This window comes from Sphingobium lignivorans (genome assembly GCF_014203955.1).
Taxonomy (GTDB): domain Bacteria; phylum Pseudomonadota; class Alphaproteobacteria; order Sphingomonadales; family Sphingomonadaceae; genus Sphingobium; species Sphingobium lignivorans.
This window is the reverse complement of sequence record NZ_JACHKA010000001.1, coordinates 1,330,836-1,346,054: the sequence shown is the minus strand read 5'-3', so window position 1 is coordinate 1,346,054 and position 15,219 is coordinate 1,330,836. Positions and strand designations below refer to the sequence as shown.

General features: G+C 66.0%; 18 protein-coding genes and 1 pseudogene. 7 read left to right on the top strand and 12 right to left on the bottom strand.

From position 1 onward, the window contains the following. Position 1: 1 nt before the first annotated feature. The 12 genes from motA to HNP60_RS06090 all read right to left on the bottom strand — a co-directional run bounded on the left by motA (position 2) and on the right by HNP60_RS06090 (position 9,260). A complete protein-coding gene (gene motA / locus HNP60_RS06145) occupies positions 2-865 on the bottom strand; it encodes a flagellar motor stator protein MotA (protein ID WP_014075646.1) in 864 nt (287 codons plus the stop codon). A 169-nt stretch (positions 866-1,034) separates the two neighbouring features. Continuing rightward, a complete protein-coding gene (locus tag HNP60_RS06140; RefSeq protein WP_184151473.1) occupies positions 1,035-1,871 on the bottom strand; it encodes a flagellin in 837 nt (278 codons plus the stop codon). 26 nt (positions 1,872-1,897) lie between these two features. Beyond that, positions 1,898-3,250 carry a flagellar hook-associated protein FlgK gene (gene flgK, locus HNP60_RS06135; protein WP_184151470.1) on the bottom strand — a complete coding sequence of 451 codons (1,353 nt, stop codon included), beginning with the start codon at positions 3,248-3,250 and terminating at the stop codon, positions 1,898-1,900. Beyond that, the gene (locus HNP60_RS06130; RefSeq protein WP_184151467.1) at positions 3,247-3,534 is read right to left on the bottom strand and encodes a rod-binding protein; all 288 of its coding nucleotides are present in this window, start codon (positions 3,532-3,534) and stop codon (positions 3,247-3,249) included. The genes flgK and HNP60_RS06130 overlap by 4 nt, the downstream gene beginning before the upstream one ends. Then, a complete protein-coding gene (locus HNP60_RS06125; RefSeq protein WP_221414630.1) occupies positions 3,531-4,667 on the bottom strand; it encodes a flagellar basal body P-ring protein FlgI in 1,137 nt (378 codons plus the stop codon). The genes HNP60_RS06130 and HNP60_RS06125 overlap by 4 nt, the downstream gene beginning before the upstream one ends. 16 nt (positions 4,668-4,683) lie before the next feature. Next, complete coding sequence (locus HNP60_RS06120; protein ID WP_184151464.1) at positions 4,684-5,376, bottom strand: flagellar basal body L-ring protein FlgH; 693 nt, start codon at positions 5,374-5,376, stop codon at positions 4,684-4,686. A gap of 2 nt (positions 5,377-5,378) precedes the next feature. Then, the gene (flgG, locus tag HNP60_RS06115) at positions 5,379-6,167 is read right to left on the bottom strand and encodes a flagellar basal-body rod protein FlgG (RefSeq protein WP_014075640.1); all 789 of its coding nucleotides are present in this window, start codon (positions 6,165-6,167) and stop codon (positions 5,379-5,381) included. 22 nt (positions 6,168-6,189) lie between these two features. Continuing rightward, positions 6,190-6,933, bottom strand: coding sequence for a flagellar basal body rod protein FlgF (locus tag HNP60_RS06110; RefSeq protein ID WP_184151461.1), 744 nt, complete (start codon positions 6,931-6,933; stop codon positions 6,190-6,192). Between the two features lie 28 nt (positions 6,934-6,961). After that, positions 6,962-7,786 carry a flagellar hook-basal body complex protein gene (locus tag HNP60_RS06105; protein ID WP_184049903.1) on the bottom strand — a complete coding sequence of 275 codons (825 nt, stop codon included), beginning with the start codon at positions 7,784-7,786 and terminating at the stop codon, positions 6,962-6,964. A gap of 30 nt (positions 7,787-7,816) precedes the next feature. Next, positions 7,817-8,500 (bottom strand): flagellar hook assembly protein FlgD, encoded by a 684-nt coding sequence (locus HNP60_RS06100; RefSeq protein WP_184151458.1) that lies wholly within the window; start codon positions 8,498-8,500, stop codon positions 7,817-7,819. Continuing rightward, entirely contained in the window at positions 8,497-8,907 is a 411-nt protein-coding gene (gene flgC / locus HNP60_RS06095) for a flagellar basal body rod protein FlgC (protein ID WP_420825221.1), read from the bottom strand. The genes HNP60_RS06100 and flgC overlap by 4 nt, the downstream gene beginning before the upstream one ends. Continuing rightward, positions 8,904-9,260, bottom strand: a complete 357-nt coding sequence (locus tag HNP60_RS06090; protein ID WP_014075635.1) for a flagellar basal body rod protein FlgB — start codon at positions 9,258-9,260, stop codon at positions 8,904-8,906. The genes flgC and HNP60_RS06090 overlap by 4 nt, the downstream gene beginning before the upstream one ends. Before the next feature lie 183 nt (positions 9,261-9,443). On the opposite strand from HNP60_RS06090, the gene HNP60_RS06085 reads away from it, so the two are divergent. From HNP60_RS06085 to flhA, 7 genes and pseudogenes are all read left to right on the top strand, one after another. Further along, complete coding sequence (locus HNP60_RS06085) at positions 9,444-10,187, top strand: MotA/TolQ/ExbB proton channel family protein (RefSeq protein WP_338056693.1); 744 nt, start codon at positions 9,444-9,446, stop codon at positions 10,185-10,187. Then, a complete protein-coding gene (locus HNP60_RS06080; RefSeq protein WP_184151452.1) occupies positions 10,187-10,678 on the top strand; it encodes an OmpA family protein in 492 nt (163 codons plus the stop codon). Before HNP60_RS06085 ends, HNP60_RS06080 begins: the two co-directional genes overlap by 1 nt. A gap of 57 nt (positions 10,679-10,735) precedes the next feature. Continuing rightward, the gene (locus tag HNP60_RS06075; protein ID WP_420825220.1) at positions 10,736-11,293 is read left to right on the top strand and encodes a flagella basal body P-ring formation protein FlgA; all 558 of its coding nucleotides are present in this window, start codon (positions 10,736-10,738) and stop codon (positions 11,291-11,293) included. 52 nt (positions 11,294-11,345) lie between these two features. Further along, positions 11,346-11,630, top strand: a complete 285-nt coding sequence (gene flgM, locus HNP60_RS06070) for a flagellar biosynthesis anti-sigma factor FlgM (RefSeq protein WP_014075631.1) — start codon at positions 11,346-11,348, stop codon at positions 11,628-11,630. A 13-nt stretch (positions 11,631-11,643) separates the two neighbouring features. Next, positions 11,644-11,946 carry a hypothetical protein gene (locus HNP60_RS06065; RefSeq protein WP_184049911.1) on the top strand — a complete coding sequence of 101 codons (303 nt, stop codon included), beginning with the start codon at positions 11,644-11,646 and terminating at the stop codon, positions 11,944-11,946. A gap of 166 nt (positions 11,947-12,112) precedes the next feature. After that, the gene (locus HNP60_RS06060; RefSeq protein ID WP_184151449.1) at positions 12,113-12,976 is read left to right on the top strand and encodes a lytic transglycosylase domain-containing protein; all 864 of its coding nucleotides are present in this window, start codon (positions 12,113-12,115) and stop codon (positions 12,974-12,976) included. A gap of 9 nt (positions 12,977-12,985) precedes the next feature. Then, positions 12,986-15,092 (top strand): annotated as a pseudogene (gene flhA, locus HNP60_RS06055) (flagellar biosynthesis protein FlhA). The last annotated feature ends 127 nt before the right edge of the window (positions 15,093-15,219 follow it).

The window sequence follows — 15,219 nt, the reverse complement described above, 5'->3', positions numbered from 1 at the left end:
CTTAGCGGCCGCGCATGCCGTCGAACACTTCGGCGAAGGCCGGCTGGTTCGCATGGCTGAGGTTCGAGCGCGCAGCCTCGATGACGAGCGGCTGCGGGTGGCCGTGGAGCGAGGCGATGATGATCTGCTTGACCACCTGGTAGATCGACGCGTCGGCCTCGATCACCTGGCGGCAACGGCTCGCGAAGGGGCCGACCATGCCATAGGCGAGCAGCACGCCCAGGAAGGTACCGACGAGCGCCGAGCCGATCATCGCGCCCAGGATTTCCGGCGGCTTGTCGATCGAGCCCATCGTCTTGACCACGCCGAGCACGGCCGCGACGATGCCCAGCGCCGGCAGCGCGTCGGCAAGGCCCTGCAGATTGTCGGCGGGCCGGATCGCTTCGTGATGGTGGGTCTTGAGCGCATTGTCCATCACGTCCTCGACCGCATGGGGATCGAGCGTGCCTGAGGACACCACGACCAGACGCAGCGTGTCGCAGATCAGGTGGATCAGCGCGGAATCCGTCAGCAGGCGGGGATATTCGGCGAAAATGGCGGAGTTCTTGGGGTCCTCGATGTGCGGCTCGAGCGCCACCGGCCCCTCCACCCGCAGGGTCTTCATCAGCTTGCTGACGAGGAAGATGCAGTCGAGATAGTCCTGCTTCTTGTATTTCGGGCCCTTGAAGACCTTCATCAGCCCGCCGAGCAGCGCTTTGAGGTCCGCGCCGGAGTTGCCGATGATAAGCGCGCCGACCGCGGCGCCGCCGATGATGAGCATTTCATGCGGGAGTGCATGCAGCACCGGTCCGATATTGCCGCCGGTGAGCATGAAGCCACCGAACACCATGACCAGGAGAACAACGAGACCGACACCTGCGAACATTCTGATCCCCGCGCGCTTTGTGATTGGCGAGCGGCGGATGGCTGCCGCTCACATATTCACTGCTTAGAACGGCTCCACTGAAACAGGGTTTAGCCTCAGAGTTAGCGCCGGCTTAAGTCCGTGAAAGAAGTGCCCGGGCAGCGACCGCCGCGCGCGCCGGGCCGGCTCGTCAGGAGATAAGGTCGAACAGCGACTGGCGGTTGATCCGCGCGAACGCCGCCTGCGCCGCCTCAAGCGTGATGAGCTTGTTCTGAAGCGTCGTGATCGTCTCGGTCAGGTCGGTGTCGGCCAGGCCCGAGCGCCGCTCGGTGAGCGCGAGCGACTGGCTCGAAAGGCGATCGCCGATATTCTCGAGGCGCTGCGAACGGACGCCCTGCAGGGACTGGGCGACGATGACATGGTCGAGCGCGGTGCGCGCATCGTTCAGCGCCGCGGACCGGTCGTCCGCCGTGCCCGTCTTCACGGCGGCAATGGCATCGGCGAGCACATCCTCGAGGGATTTGGTGCCCACCGCGTTCTCCGCGATGCTCTGGCGCGTCGGGACCGATTCCACCGAGATTCCCATGCCGACGGGGACGTTCACCGTCGTCGTCTCGTCGAACACCGGCTGCCCCTGATAATCCTTCTGGTTGAGCAGTTCGTTGATCGTGGCCCGGATCCCCTCCAGCTCCTGCGCAACGGCCTCTCGCCCGGGCGAACCATCCCCGGTCGAGGTAGAGGTCACCAGCAGGTCGGTCACGCGGGTCATCAGGTTGTTGATGTCGTTCAGATTGGTGCTGGCCTTGGTCGCGCGGGATTCCGCGAAGGTCAGGTTGCTCTGCCATGCCTGATTGATGGACTGCTGGCGGCCCACCAGCGAGATCTGCACCCAGTCCTGCGGATTGTCGGAAGGCTGGTTGATCTTCTGGCCGCTCGAAACCTTGGCCTGCTCGTTGGCGATTTCCTTGGCCATCCTCTGCTGACGCAGGATCTCGGCATTGATGGACTGTGTCGTGATGAAGACCATGGGGGCACGCCTTTTTCGACGGGGGATCAGAAGATTGCGAAGAGGGAGTCAGTGATCTCCCGCGCCACCTGAATGACGCGGGCGCAGGCCTGATAGGCCTGTTGCAGCCGGAGGAGATCGGCCGCTTCCCGATCGAGATTGACCCCGCTCACGTCGGCGCGCGCGGCCTGCGCCATCTGGTCGCGATTGGATGCCGCCGTCTGCTCGGCGAAGGTGGCGCTGACCAGATTGCCATGTGTCGAGATGAGCGAAAGCCACTTGTCCTCGACCGAGCCCGAGCCCCGGATGGCCGTGATCGCGAGCAGATTGCCGTTGATCGCGCCCGGTGCGGAAGCGCCGGCGACTCCGGCCGGATCGGTGATCAGGACCTGGAGCGAGGCCGCATCGGCACCGATCGAGAGCATCGCGGCACCGGGCGTTCCGTCAGCGGTCTGGCCCTGCATGTGCCAGTCGTTGATGACCTCGACATATTCGGCGGCGAGATCGTTGACCGCCTCAATCCGCTCCTTGGTGATCTTCGCGCTGCTGGTGAGCCCGCCCAGCGAGCCGCCGGCCGGGTCTGCGATCGGGGTGCCGGTCGGACCGGCATCCCCGGCCTGGAAATGCAGCAGCCCGTCCGCATCCTGGGTAACGAAGATCTGCGTGGCGCTGACATTCTCGACGAGCGTCTCCGAGCCATATTTGACGTTGGCGACGTCATTGGCGCCGAATTCGATCGTCACGTTCAGCCGCTTCGTGATCTCGAAGAGCGCCTGATCGCGCGAATCGAGCAGGCTCACATGCGCGGATGTCCCTTCCTGCGATCGCCGCAGGCCTTCATTGGCCGTGGCGAGCTGCTGGAGCGCATCGTTGAGCGCGGCGACGTCGCTCGTCGCGGCTTGTCCGATCGAATCGCGGATCGCGACCAGATCGCCATGGCTCTGCTTGAAGGCCGTGTTGATCTGCTCGAAGGAGAAGAGCACGTCGGCGCGCAGCGTCGTGTCGGTGGGGTTCGACGCCAGCCGCTCGACGGCCGAGAACATCGCCGTCATGCGCTGGCCCACGCCGAGCGTTCCGTCGTTGAGCGCGGTCTGGATGTCGTTCATCCAGCGCGCGCGCTGGTCCACGCTGCCCAGCGCGTTGCCGGTGTGGCGTGCGGCGGAATCCAGATAGGGATCGCTGGCCCGCAGCACCTGTCCGATCATGGCGCCGCCATAAGCGATGCCGGACCGATACCAGATGGTCGTCCCCGCGCCGGATGGCGATTCCTTGACCTCGATCGTGCGGCGGCTGTAGCCGGGCGTGTCGGTATTGGCGATGTTGTTGGACACCGCGCCCATCGCCGCCTGATAGGAGCGCGCGCCGGACACGCCGATCTGGAAAAGATCGCTGACCGTCATGGCTTCCTGTCCAGTTGCTGGAGGATGAGCTCGGCAATGCCGAGATTACCCTGCTGGGACATGCTGTCGGACAGTCTGGCGTCGGCAAGCTCCCGGAACTGGTCGACCGCCGCGCTCCCGGCGACGTCCTCGCCCAGGCTGGCGGAGCGCATGGTCCCCAGAAGCTGCCGCATGAAGACCGCCTCGAACGCGCGGGCGGCCTGTGCGAGTTGCTCGCGTTCACTGCTCGCCGGCGCGGCGGCGGTCGGCCGGCTGGCGGCGGAAAGGGCGGCAATCTGCGTCATATCACTTCCAGCTCCGCCTTCATTGCCCCGGCCTGTTTGAGGGCACCGAGAATTTCCACCAGGTCCGAAGGTGAAGCGCCGACTGCGTTCACCGCCTTCACAATATCGGCCAGAGAGGCGCCACCTTTAAAAAGGAACATGGGATTGCGCTCTTCCGCCGCGCTGATCGCGCTGGATTGCTCGACCGCGGTCTCCCCTCGCGAGAAGGGTGCCGGCTGCACGACGCGCGGCGCTTCGTTGACCGAAACGGTGAGCTTGCCGTGGCTGACGGCGGCGGGGCTGATCCGCACGCTGCCGTTGATCACGACCGTGCCCGAACGGGCATTGACGATCACGCGGGCCGGCGGATCGGCGGGCCGAACCTCGATATTCTCGATGAGGCCCATCATCATGATGCGGCTTTCGGCGCCCTGCGGCGCAGCCACGGCGATCGACACGCCGTCGAGCGCCTTGGCGCGCTGGTCGCCGAAGGCGAGGTTGATCGCGTCTGCCACCCGCAGCGCCGTGGTGAGGTCGGCGTCGGCCAGATTGAAGGTCAGGGCCGGACTGGTATCGAAGCCCGTTTCGACGGCGCGCTCCACCGAGGCCCCGCTCGGAATGCGGCCGGCGGACGGCACGTTGACCGAAAGCTGCGAGCCATCCGCGCCGGAAACGCCGAGGCCGCCAACGGCCAGATTGCCCTGTGCCATGCCATAGATCTCGCCGTCGGCACCGCGCAGCGGGGTCAGCACCAGCGTGCCGCCGCGAAGCGACTTCGCCTTGCCGAGTGCGGAGACGGTGACGTCCAGCCGCTGGCCGGGCTTCGCGAAGGCGGGAAGCTCGGCCGTCACCATCACGGCGGCGGCGTTCTTGAGCGCGGGATTGATCCCCGGCGGCAAGGTGAGACCGAACCGCGAGATCACCCCCTTTATGCCCTGCGTGGCATAATCGAGGCTGTCGTCGCCCGTGCCGGCAAGGCCGACGACGACGCCATAGCCGACGAGCTGGTTGGACCGCAGGCCCTCGAAGGCCCCCAAATCCTTGATGCGCTCGGCATGGGCCTGCGGCGCGACAAGCTGCAGGCCGGCGACGACGGCGATGGCGACGATCCAGCCGGCGAGACGGCCGAGCACAGGCGTAATCCGGGAAATCATGCTGAGGAATGCTCCGTCAGAAAGGGCTGACCATGGAGAAGAAGCGCTGCAGCCAGCCCTGCCGGCTGGCCCGCGCGATCTCGCCCTTGCCGCTGTAAGTGATCCGCGCGTCGGCGACGCGGGTGGAAAGGACGCGGTTGTCGGGGCCCACATCGGCCTGTCGTACGAGGCCGGACACCTGGACATATTCGTCTCCCCGGTTGAGCGTGAGCTGCTTCTGTCCGCGAACCAGCATGGTTCCATTACTGTAGACCTTTGAAACCGTGACGGTGATTTCGCCGGACAGCGCATTGGATTGCGCGGCATCGCCCTTGCCCTTGAAGCCCTGCGTGCCGCTCGCGCCAACGTCGCTCGCGCTGAAGATCTTGCTGAACGGCCCGGTGGTGGGCGGGTTCAGGCCGATGCTGCCCGAGCGGTCGGTATTGGCGCTGTTGCTCTTGCTCGCCTGGGTGCGCTCCACGAGCAGGATGGTGATGATGTCGCCCACATTCGCGGCGCGCGCGCCGTTGACGAGCGGGGAATAGCCTGCGCTGGCCTGGAAGATGGCGCCGTTTGGTCGCTCCGGCGCGGTCATTTCGGCCGGGGCGAGCGTCGCCTGGAAAGCGGGATCGGCCATCGGGTCGGCCTTCTTGCCGAAGAGACCCGCCGATGCCGGCGCAGAGAAGGCGATGGCCGCGATGGCGGAGGCTGCGATGAGATGATGCTTCATGATCAGAGCTGCTGGTTGACGTACTGGAGCATTTCGTCGGTCGCCTTGATCATCTTCGAGGCGATCTCGTAGGCGCGCTGCGTCTCGATCATGTCGACCAGCTCCTCCACTGTGTTGACGTTCGATTGCTCGAGCGCGCCCTGCCGGATGGTGCCGCGTCCCTCGAGGCCGGCCGCGCCCGTCTGCGGCGCGCCGGATGCGGCCGTCTCGATCAGCAGATTGCTGCCCACCGCCTGCAGGCCGGCGGGATTGACGAACCGCGCCGTCTCGATCTGGCCGAGCTGGGTCGGCTCGGTCTGGCCGTCCACTGTCGCGGAGACCGTGCCGTCATTGCCGATGGTGATGGAGGAAACGCCCTCGGGGAGCTGGATCTGCGGAATGAGCGGCAGGCCGCCCGGCGTCACGAGGATGCCTTCCGCATTGGTCTTGAAATTGCCGGCGCGGGTATAGGCGATCGTGCCGTCCGTCCGCTGCACCTGGAAGAAGCCATTGCCCTCGATCGCGAGGTCGAGCGAGTTGTCCGTGGTGTTCAGCGTACCCTGCGTGTCAATCCGCTCGGTGCCGGTGAGCTGGACGCCGGTGCCGAGATTGAGGCCGATGGCGAGCTTGTTCTGGCTGTCGGCCTGGCTGCCCGCCGCGATGACCTGCTGATAGGCCAGCGCTTCGAAATTCGCGCGGTCGCGCTTGAAGCCCACGGTGTTCACATTCGCCAGATTGTTGGCGATGACCCGCATCTTGACGTCCTGGGCATCAAGCCCGGTCCGGGCCACATGAAGGGCGCTGGTGGTCATGAGTCTGGTCCTCTTCCGTTGATTACGCGTCGAGCCGCATCAGGCTGGAGCCGCCATTGTCGATGTCCTTGGCGGTATCGATCATCTTGATCTGGGTTTCCCAGGCGCGGCTGGCCTCGATCATCTGCACGAGCGCCAGTGTCGCATCGACATTGGAGCCCTCGAGCGCCCCGGAGGTGACGGAGGCCGCCGGATCTTCCGGCAGCGCGCCACCATTCACTTCGCGGAACAGATTGTCCGTGCCCTTGGCGATGACGGAGCCATTGGCGTTGGCGATCTTGATCGTGTCGACGAGTTGCGGCTGGTCGATCTGCCCGCCCTGGGGCACGATCCATATGCCGCCGTCCTGAGCGATCTTGATGCTGTCGGCCGGCGGCAGGGTGATCGGCCCCGCGCCACCGATGACGGGATGGCCGTCCCCGGTGGTGAGAAGGCCACTCTCGTTGAGCTTGAGGTCGCCCCGCCGCGTATAGCCTTCCGAACCGTCGCTCGCCTGGACCGCGATGAGGCCCTCGCCATCGACCGCGATGTCCAGCGGATTGCCGGTCTGGACGACGGTTCCCGGCTTCAGGTCCGCAGCGATGACCTGCCCCACCTGCTCGGCGCGGCTCTGGAAGGTGCCGCCGCCGATCCAGCGCGTGGAGGCATTGGCGATCTCGGCGCGAAAGCCCGTGGTGTTGGCGTTTGCGAGATTGTTGGCAATCGCCGTCTGCCGGGCCATCGAGCCGCGCATCGCCGTGCGGGCCACATTGATGAGACGATCCATGGACTAGAGCTCCGATCGGCCTTCGGCGTCAGGCGCGCAGGGCGATGATTGTCTGCGTCATGTTGTTCGCAGTCTCGATCGCCTTCGAGTTCGCCTGGAAATTGCGCTGGGCGGAAATGAGCGCGACCAGCTCTTCGGTGATGTCGACGTTGGAGCGCTCCAGCGTGCCGGACCGCACGGCTCCGAAAAGACCGTTGTTGCCCGCGCCATAGACCGCTTCGCCGCTCGCGCCGGTCGCGGACCAGTGGGCATCGCCTTCCTGACGCAGCGCATCCTGGCTCGGGAAGCTCGCCATCGCCACCACGCCGAGATTGCGGACCGATCCATCCGCGAACGTTGCCGAGACCAGCCCGGTCTCGTCGATGGAAATGCTCGAAAGCTGGATGGTCGCATCGTCGGGATGGACGGTCGGGATGACGAGGTCGATGAGCCCCGCGGGATCCGTGCTCGTCGGCGTGCCGTCGCCCGTCGGATCGGTCGGCAGCACCTGCAGGCGCGAGCCGGTCGTGTCCACCACGTTGCGGTTCTTGTCGACGCTGAAGGAGCCGTTGCGCGTGTAGCTGACGGAGCCGTTGGTGCCGAGGCCCTTCACGGTGAAGAAGCCCTCGCCGGTGATGGCGAGATCGAGCGTCTTGTCGGTCGTTTCGAGCGTGCCCTGCGTGAACTGCTGGTTGACGTCGATGAGGCGCACGCCGTTGCCGCCGAGCGGCCCGCCGCTGGAAGCGAAGATGTCGCCGAATGCGGCCTTGCTCTTCTTGAACGCGATCGACGAGACGTTCGCCACATTGTTGGCGACCACCGACAGGTCGGTCTGGGCGCCCTTGAGACCGGTGAGGGAAATGTAGAAGGACATGGTTGCAGACTCCTCTGATGGTTCCTGATGTCAGCCGAGACGGATTGCGTCGGTCGGCGAGAAATTGCCGAGCGGGGTGATGAGCTGGGAGCCCGTGCCGCTCGCGGGGGACTGGACGGCCGCGATGCTGGCCCAGGTGGCGACCTGCGTCGGGTTCGCGCCGCGCACCTTCACCTGAAGCGCCTCGCCGCCGATGAAATTGCCGGCCTCATCCATGCCGTCCCAGAAGAAGGAGCTTGCGCCGGCCCCCAGGGCGCCGAATTCCAGCGTCTTCACGACCTGGCCATTGGCATTCACGAGATCGATGGCCACGCCGTCCGCGGCCGCGCCGAGCGTGATCTCGCCGGCATAGGCGCCGGTGCGGTCGGGCGTTGCGATGTTGCTCTTCACCAGCATCGATTTGCCGATCCAGCTCGCCGCATCGGAAAGCCGCGCGCCGGAGACGGAGTCCGCGATGTTCCCGAGCAGGCTGTTGGATTCCGCCTGCGCCGAAAGCGAGGAGAACTGGGCCATCTGGGCGACCATCTGGCTGTTGTCCGTCGGCTCGAACGGGTCCTGGAACTGCATCTGCGCCGTCAGCAGCGTCAGGAAGCCGCTCATGTCGATCGTTTGGTTCGACGCCTTCTTCGTCTCCGCCAGGTTCTGGTTGGTGAAGGACGTCGTCGGATCGACCGTCCAGGGGCTGGACGTCTGGGAAGCGCTGGTTGTCGTCATTTGCCGAGCCTGATCGTTTCGAGGAGGAGGGACTTGGCGGTCTGGATGACCTGCACATTATTCTGGTACATGCGCGCGCTCTCGACCATTTCGACAAGCTCCGCGCTGCTGTCGACGCCGGCTTCCCAGACATCGCCATTGGCGTCCGCGAGCGGATGGCCGGGGTCGTGGCGCCGCGTGGCGGGCGTGTCAGAGGTCACCACCTTGTCGACCTTCACCGTCGCGACGCCGGGCTTCTCCACGATGGTCGAGAAGACGGGCCGGATCGCGCGATAGGCCTGGTTCTCGTTGCCCGAGACCGATCCCGCGTTGGCGAGGTTGGATGCGGTGGCATTCAGCCGGACGAGCTGGGCCGACATGGCGCGACCGGCGATGTCGAAGATGTTCATGGGCTTGTCCATGCTCATTCTCCCCGCAGCGCGCGCGTGATGGTGTTGAGGCGCCCTTCGAGGAAGGAGAGCGTCGTGCGGTACTTGACCGCATTCTCGGCAAACAGGGTCTGCTCGGTCGACATCTCGACGGTGTTGCCGTCGCTGCTCGGCTGGAGCGGGGTGCGATAGCCCATCGCGGTTTCGAGCGCTCCGGCGACACTGCCCTGCTGGCTGGTCGCGGCGGCGAGCGCCTTGTCGAAATCGATGTCCCGCGCCTTGTAGCCGGGCGTCGATGCATTGGCGATATTCGAGGCAATGAGCTCCAGCCGCTGCGATCGCAGCGCGAGGGCCTTGCCATGGACGCCGAACAAACTGTCTTCCAGCGACATTTTTTCGTGCCTTCCCTAAATAACGCTTCGTGGGGGTCGTTCTCACCGCAAGAGCCGGTCCGGTTGCGAGACATCACCCCTGTCCACAGGGAATATCTGCAAAGGCCGTGCCAACAGGCGCGCTGCCGGTCCGGCAGGGACGTGAGAGCAAGGAATTCCGCGCCTTTCCGGCGCAGGGACGGCGTGGCCGGCAAGTTTTTGCCGGTCGGCGGCATTTCTTTGCCGCCCGTCTCCGGTCAAACATTCGGGGTCGGCGCGGCGATGTGGGATATTCTGGGTCAGCTCTTCGCCCCGCTCCCCATCCTGCTGGTATCGCTCGGCACTGCCCTCATCGCGCTTGGCCAGTTCGGCCCTGTCACGGCGGCGCGATCCCTTCGCGCGCTCGGGCCGCTGCTCATGGCGCGCCCGGATGACGAGCGGGATGTCGCGCGGGCGCTGCTGTTCAAGGTGGAAGCCGTCGCCGAGCTCAGGGGGCTGATGCGCACGGATCGCATCCGGGCGGGCCATCCCTTCATCGCCGGCGCGCTCAACAGTCTCGCGAACGCCCCCGATGTCGAGCATTTTTCGTTGCGGATCGATCAGGTCCTCGAGGACCGGCGCGATCGCCATGCGAGCGTGATCGGCTTCTGGAACGCGATTGCCGATGCTGCGCCCGCCATGGGCATGGTGGGCACGATCATCGGTCTGGTCGGCATGTTCGCGAGCATGCGCGACCCTTCGACGATCGGGCCGGCCATGGCGCTGGCCCTCATGACGACGCTGCACGGCATGATCCTCGCCAATGCCGTGGCGGGCCCCATCGCGAACCGCCTCGCCGATCTTTCCGCGCGGGAGTTGGCCTGGCAAGGCGCCTTCGCCCGGCGGCTGGAAGCGATTGCGAGCCGCGAGCCCGGCATGCTGCGCAAGACCGCGCGCGAGGCGGCCTGATGCGCGCCAGTGCCGGCATGCGGCGCGGCCGGTGGGCGGTCAGCTTCGCGGATCTCTGCCTCCTGCTGCTCGGTTTCTTCGTGCTGCTGCAGGCCAATCAGTCGGCGCGCGATCAGGCGCTGGCCGGCATCGGCAGCTATTTCGGCGCGCTCGAAGCACCCAGGAAGATCGATCTCCCCGCGGCCGCCCTCTTCCAGCCGGGCGAAGCGCTGCTCAGCGAAGCCGGGCACGCCGCACTTGCCCGCGCCGCTGCCCCCTTGCGCGCCTCAGGAAATATCGTTCGTATTCAGTCGATTGGCCTTGAACGCGGCGAACATCGTTTCGACGAATGGGATCTCGCCGCCGCGCGGCTTGGCGCGGTCGCGCGCGCGCTGGTTGCGGCAGGCATTCCGCCGGAGCGGCTGCGCGTCGCGGGGCTGGCGGAGGAAGCGGATGCCGCCGCTTCGGGGCGGCAGGTCATCCGCCTCGTCGAGAAGCCGCCAGCCGAGTGAGCGCCTCTGGCACGGTCCTTGCTCCGATCCGGCAGAACATCTTCGGAGCCGATTGCCATGACTGACCGCATTGTGCTGCCCATCCGTGCCGTTTCCGCCGTGATGACGACCCTGATCGGCCTGCTGCTCATCGGCCTTGTCTCGCCTGCAAGAGCCGCCACTTTCGAGAATCTGGACCGGCTCGACACGCTGGTTGCGATGAGCGTCGGGGCCGCGCTGGGCGAGCCCGGCGGACCGATCGCGCCCATCGATCGCCGCTTGCGCCTTGCGCCCTGCCCGCAGACGCCTCTTGTCGAGGAAACGCGCATGAGTGCCGCCATCGTCTCCTGCCCCAGTGCCGGATGGCGCCTTCGCGTGCCGCTCGCGGCAGTGAGCAACACCGTGGCGGCTCCCGTCGCTCCGGTCGCCGCTCACAGCAGCCCGGCGATCGTCGTCAAGAAGGGCGATCCGGTGCAACTGGTTGCCGGCAATGACTTTTTCTCGGTTTCGCGGCTGGTGATCGCCGATGAGGATGGCGCGGTCGGCGCGCTCATCCGCGTGCGGCAGGACCCCAAGGCCATGCCGGTGATGGCGCGCGTGGAAGCGCTCGGCATCGTTCGCATTCCGGGGATTTAAACTTTCGTGAACCGATCCGTATATAGAAGGGTCGGACAGAAAGGATGAAACGATGATCAAGCCTGTTGGCCAGTTCATGAACGCCGCAGTTGAGGCAGCCCGGCTGCGCGAGACCGCGTCGTCGCGGTCAGCATCAAGGGTCGTCGCCGAGAACGATGCCGAGAGCCCTGCCCCGGCATCCACGCCAGCCTCGCGCATGGCCGGGCAAGGCGCCCCCATCGACAGCGCGCGCATCGCCAGCATCAAGCAGGCCATCGCATCCGGCAATTATCCGGTCGATCCTGGCAAGATCGCCGAGAAGATGCTGGATCTGGACCTTCCCCTTCGCCAGCACTGAAAGACCTACTTCGATGTCGCTTGCCCTGATCGATGATCTGTCCGTCGCAGCGTCGCAATTGCGCGATGCCATGCAGCGTGCCGACCTCGCCGACATCGAGAAGGGGCTGGACGGCTTCCGCTCCTCCATCGAGGCGGTCCAGGCCAATGGCGCCTGGCGCAGCGAACCGCAGATCAAGGCGAAAATCGCCGAACTGATGAGCGAGCTCGACGCTTCGCGCGGCCTTGCCCTCCTGCTGGGCGACATGGCCGGCCAGGCGCATGCCGCCGCTGCCGCCCGCACGCCGGATGCGCCGCAGCCTCTCTATCGGCGCTAATTTTCTTCCCCTCCCCATTTTTGACGCCCGCTCCGCGCGGTCCTGAGCGGCGGCTCTCCGCGCGCCATCTCCCGACACGCGCCTTATCTGGCCCAGTCCAAATCACTGAAACTGGCATGGTTTTTGCTTTTTGATACCCGTATCAACGCGGGATCGAACGCACGCCATGTCCTTGTTCAACGGACTGAACATCAAGGAAACGTCGGGCCAGCCGGGCCGGGTGACGCAGGCCATCGCCTCGGCGAGCCGGCGGACCGGGGTCGATTTCAATTATCTTCTGGGCCAGGCACAGGTCGAGAGCAGCCTCGATCCCTCGGCCCGGGCGCGCACGTCGAGCGCTACCGGCCTATACCAGTTCATCGATCAGAGCTGGCTCGCCATCGTCAACGATCATGGCGCCAAGCATGGCATGGGCTGGGCATCCGAGGCCATCCAGCGCACCGGAAACGGTCGCTATTTCGTTGCCGATCCGGCCCTGCGCCAGCAAATTCTCGATCTGCGCAATCATCCCGAAACGGCGTCGGTCATGGCGGCGGAGCTCGCGTCCGACAATCGTGATTTCCTGGAAGCGCGCATCGGTCGCCCGGCGGACTCGGTGGATCTCTATCTCGCGCATTTCCTGGGTGCCGGAGGCGCCGCGAAATTCCTGACGACCATGGCCCAGTCGCCCAATGCGAGCGGTGCCAGCCTGTTTCCCGCCGCTGCGCGCGCCAACAGCGCCATCTTCTACGACCGGCAGGGCAATGCGCGCAGCCTTGCCGACATCCGCGACAATTTCGCCCGCAAGCTCCAGGCCGGCGCGCAGATGAACGGCATGCAGAACGCCGGCGCGGTCGACGGCGGCCTTCCCGCCAATGCGCGGACCGTCCAGCCGTCCGACTATGTCCGCATCGCGCGCGAAAATCTTTCCGGGCAGGATCAGCTCGCGAGCCAGCAGAAGCTCGCCGAAGCCCAGCCCTATCCCGCTTCCGCCCCGCGCGCCGAAACCGCGCGGCTCGCCTATCTCATGCTCGCCACCTTCGGAAGGTAATCCCGCACCATGACACGCAGCGACGTCAATGGCCGCATCTGGAGCAATGCCGCGAAAGGCGCGGTCCTGCCCTTCGCCATCCTGCTCCTCGTCATGTTCATGGTCGTGCCGGTGCCGGCGATCATGCTGGACATGGGCTTCATCGCGAACATCATGATCAGCCTCGTCGTGCTGATGATCGCGCTCAACGCAGCCAAGCCGCTCGATTTCTCCAGCTTCCCGACCGTGCTGCTGTTCGCGACCCTGCTGCGGCTCGCGCTCAACGTCGCGTCCACCCGCGTCGTGCTGGTGAACGGCCACACCGGATCGGACGCGGCCCGGTCATGTGATCGAGGCGTTCGGCAATTTCCTCATCGGCGGCGATTATGTCGTCGGCATCTTCGTCTTCGCCATCCTCATGATCATCAACCTGGTGGTCATCACCAAGGGCGCCGGCCGCGTCTCGGAAGTCTCGGCCCGCTTCACGCTGGACGCCCTGCCCGGCAAGCAGATGGCCATCGATGCCGATCTCAATGCCGGCCTGCTCACGCCCGAGGAAGCCAAGCGGCGCCGTCAGGAGGTTGCGACGGAAGCGGACTTCTACGGTTCCATGGACGGTGCCTCCAAGTTCGTGAAGGGCGATGCAGTCGCCGGCATCCTCATTCTCGTCATCAACATCGTGGGCGGCATCATTCTCGGCGTGGTGAGCCATGATCTGGGCTTTGGCGAAGCGGCGCAGACCTATGTCCTGCTCGCCATCGGCGATGCGCTGGTCGCGCAGGTGCCTGCCCTGCTCCTGTCCATCGCGGCCGCGGCGATCGTCACGCGCGTCACCTCCGATCATGATCTTTCCGGCCAGATCTCGGCTCAGTTCGGCGTCGGCAAGGCCTGGCTCCCGGTCGCCGCGATCCTCACCTTCCTCGGCGTGCTGCCGGGCATGCCGCATTTCATCATCCTGCCCGCGGCCGCCCTTGCATGGTTCGTCACATGGCGCCTGCGCAAGGCCGCCAGCGCCGCGCCCGAGGCGCCGGCGGAAGAGCCCATTCCGGAGAACCCGGCGCATATCGAGTGGACCGACGTGTCCGACGGCGCGGTCCTCGGCCTGGAGATCGGCTATGGCCTCATTTCCCTTGTCGACGAGCGCAAGGAAGCGCCCCTCATGGGCCGGATCACCGGCATACGCCGCCAGCTCTCGCGGGAACTCGGCTTCGTCATCCCCATGATCCGGGTGAAGGACAATCTCGCGCTCGGCCCCAACCAGTATCGCATCACGGTGGCCGGCGTGGTGGTCGGCGAGGACGAGATCTGGCCCGACGACCTGCTCGCGCTGGACAGCGGCGACCTGACGCAGACCGTTGACGGACGCGCCGCCCGGGATCCGACCTTCGGCCTGGATGCGGTATGGATCACGCCCGATCGCCGCAGCGAGGCCGTGATCGCCGGCTATACGGTGGTCGATCCCTCCACGGTCGTCGCCACGCATCTCAATCACCTCGTCGCGCACAATGCCGCCGAGCTGTTCGGAATGGACGAAGCGCGCAAGCTGCTCGACACGCTCAAGGAGGTCGCCCCGCAACTCGCCGATGGCCTGTCTCCCAATCCGCTGAGCCTCGCCCAGATCACCGCGCTTTGCCGCGCTTTGTTGTCCGAGGGCGTGCCGCTCAAGGATTTCCGCCGCATCGCCGAAGCCATGATCGTGGTCGCGCGGCCGGACATTGGCACCGAGGCGCTGGCCGAGGCCGTGCGCCAGAAGATCGGTTCGCTCATCATCCAGACCATCGTGCCCGTGAAGATGCCGCTGCCGGTCGTCACGCTCGATGGCGAGCTGGAAGGGCTGCTCGCGCAGGCCATGCGAGTCGCCGGCGATGCCCAACACCCGATCGAGCCCGCGCTGGCCCAGCGCCTCATCGAGCAGGTCGGCGAGGCCGCGCAACCGCTGCTCGCGCAGGCACGCAATTTCGCCATCGTGACATCACCCGTGGCGCGGCGCGCGCTCGCCCGGCTGTTCAAGCCGCATTTGCCCGAGACGCCGGTGCTGTCCTTCCTCGAAATCCCGGACGGCAAGCCGGTGGAGGTCGTCGCCGTGGTCGGCAGCGAGAGCCGCATCAACCGTGTGGAAAGGCTGCAGGCGGCATGAGGACAGGGCTGAAGACGGCGGCCCCGGCTGCAGCGCCCCGCGCCCGCGGCCAGGTCACCACGAACGATACTGCACCGCCATGCTGCGCACAAAAATGACGTTTAACGCGCAGCAAACGCGTCGGAAA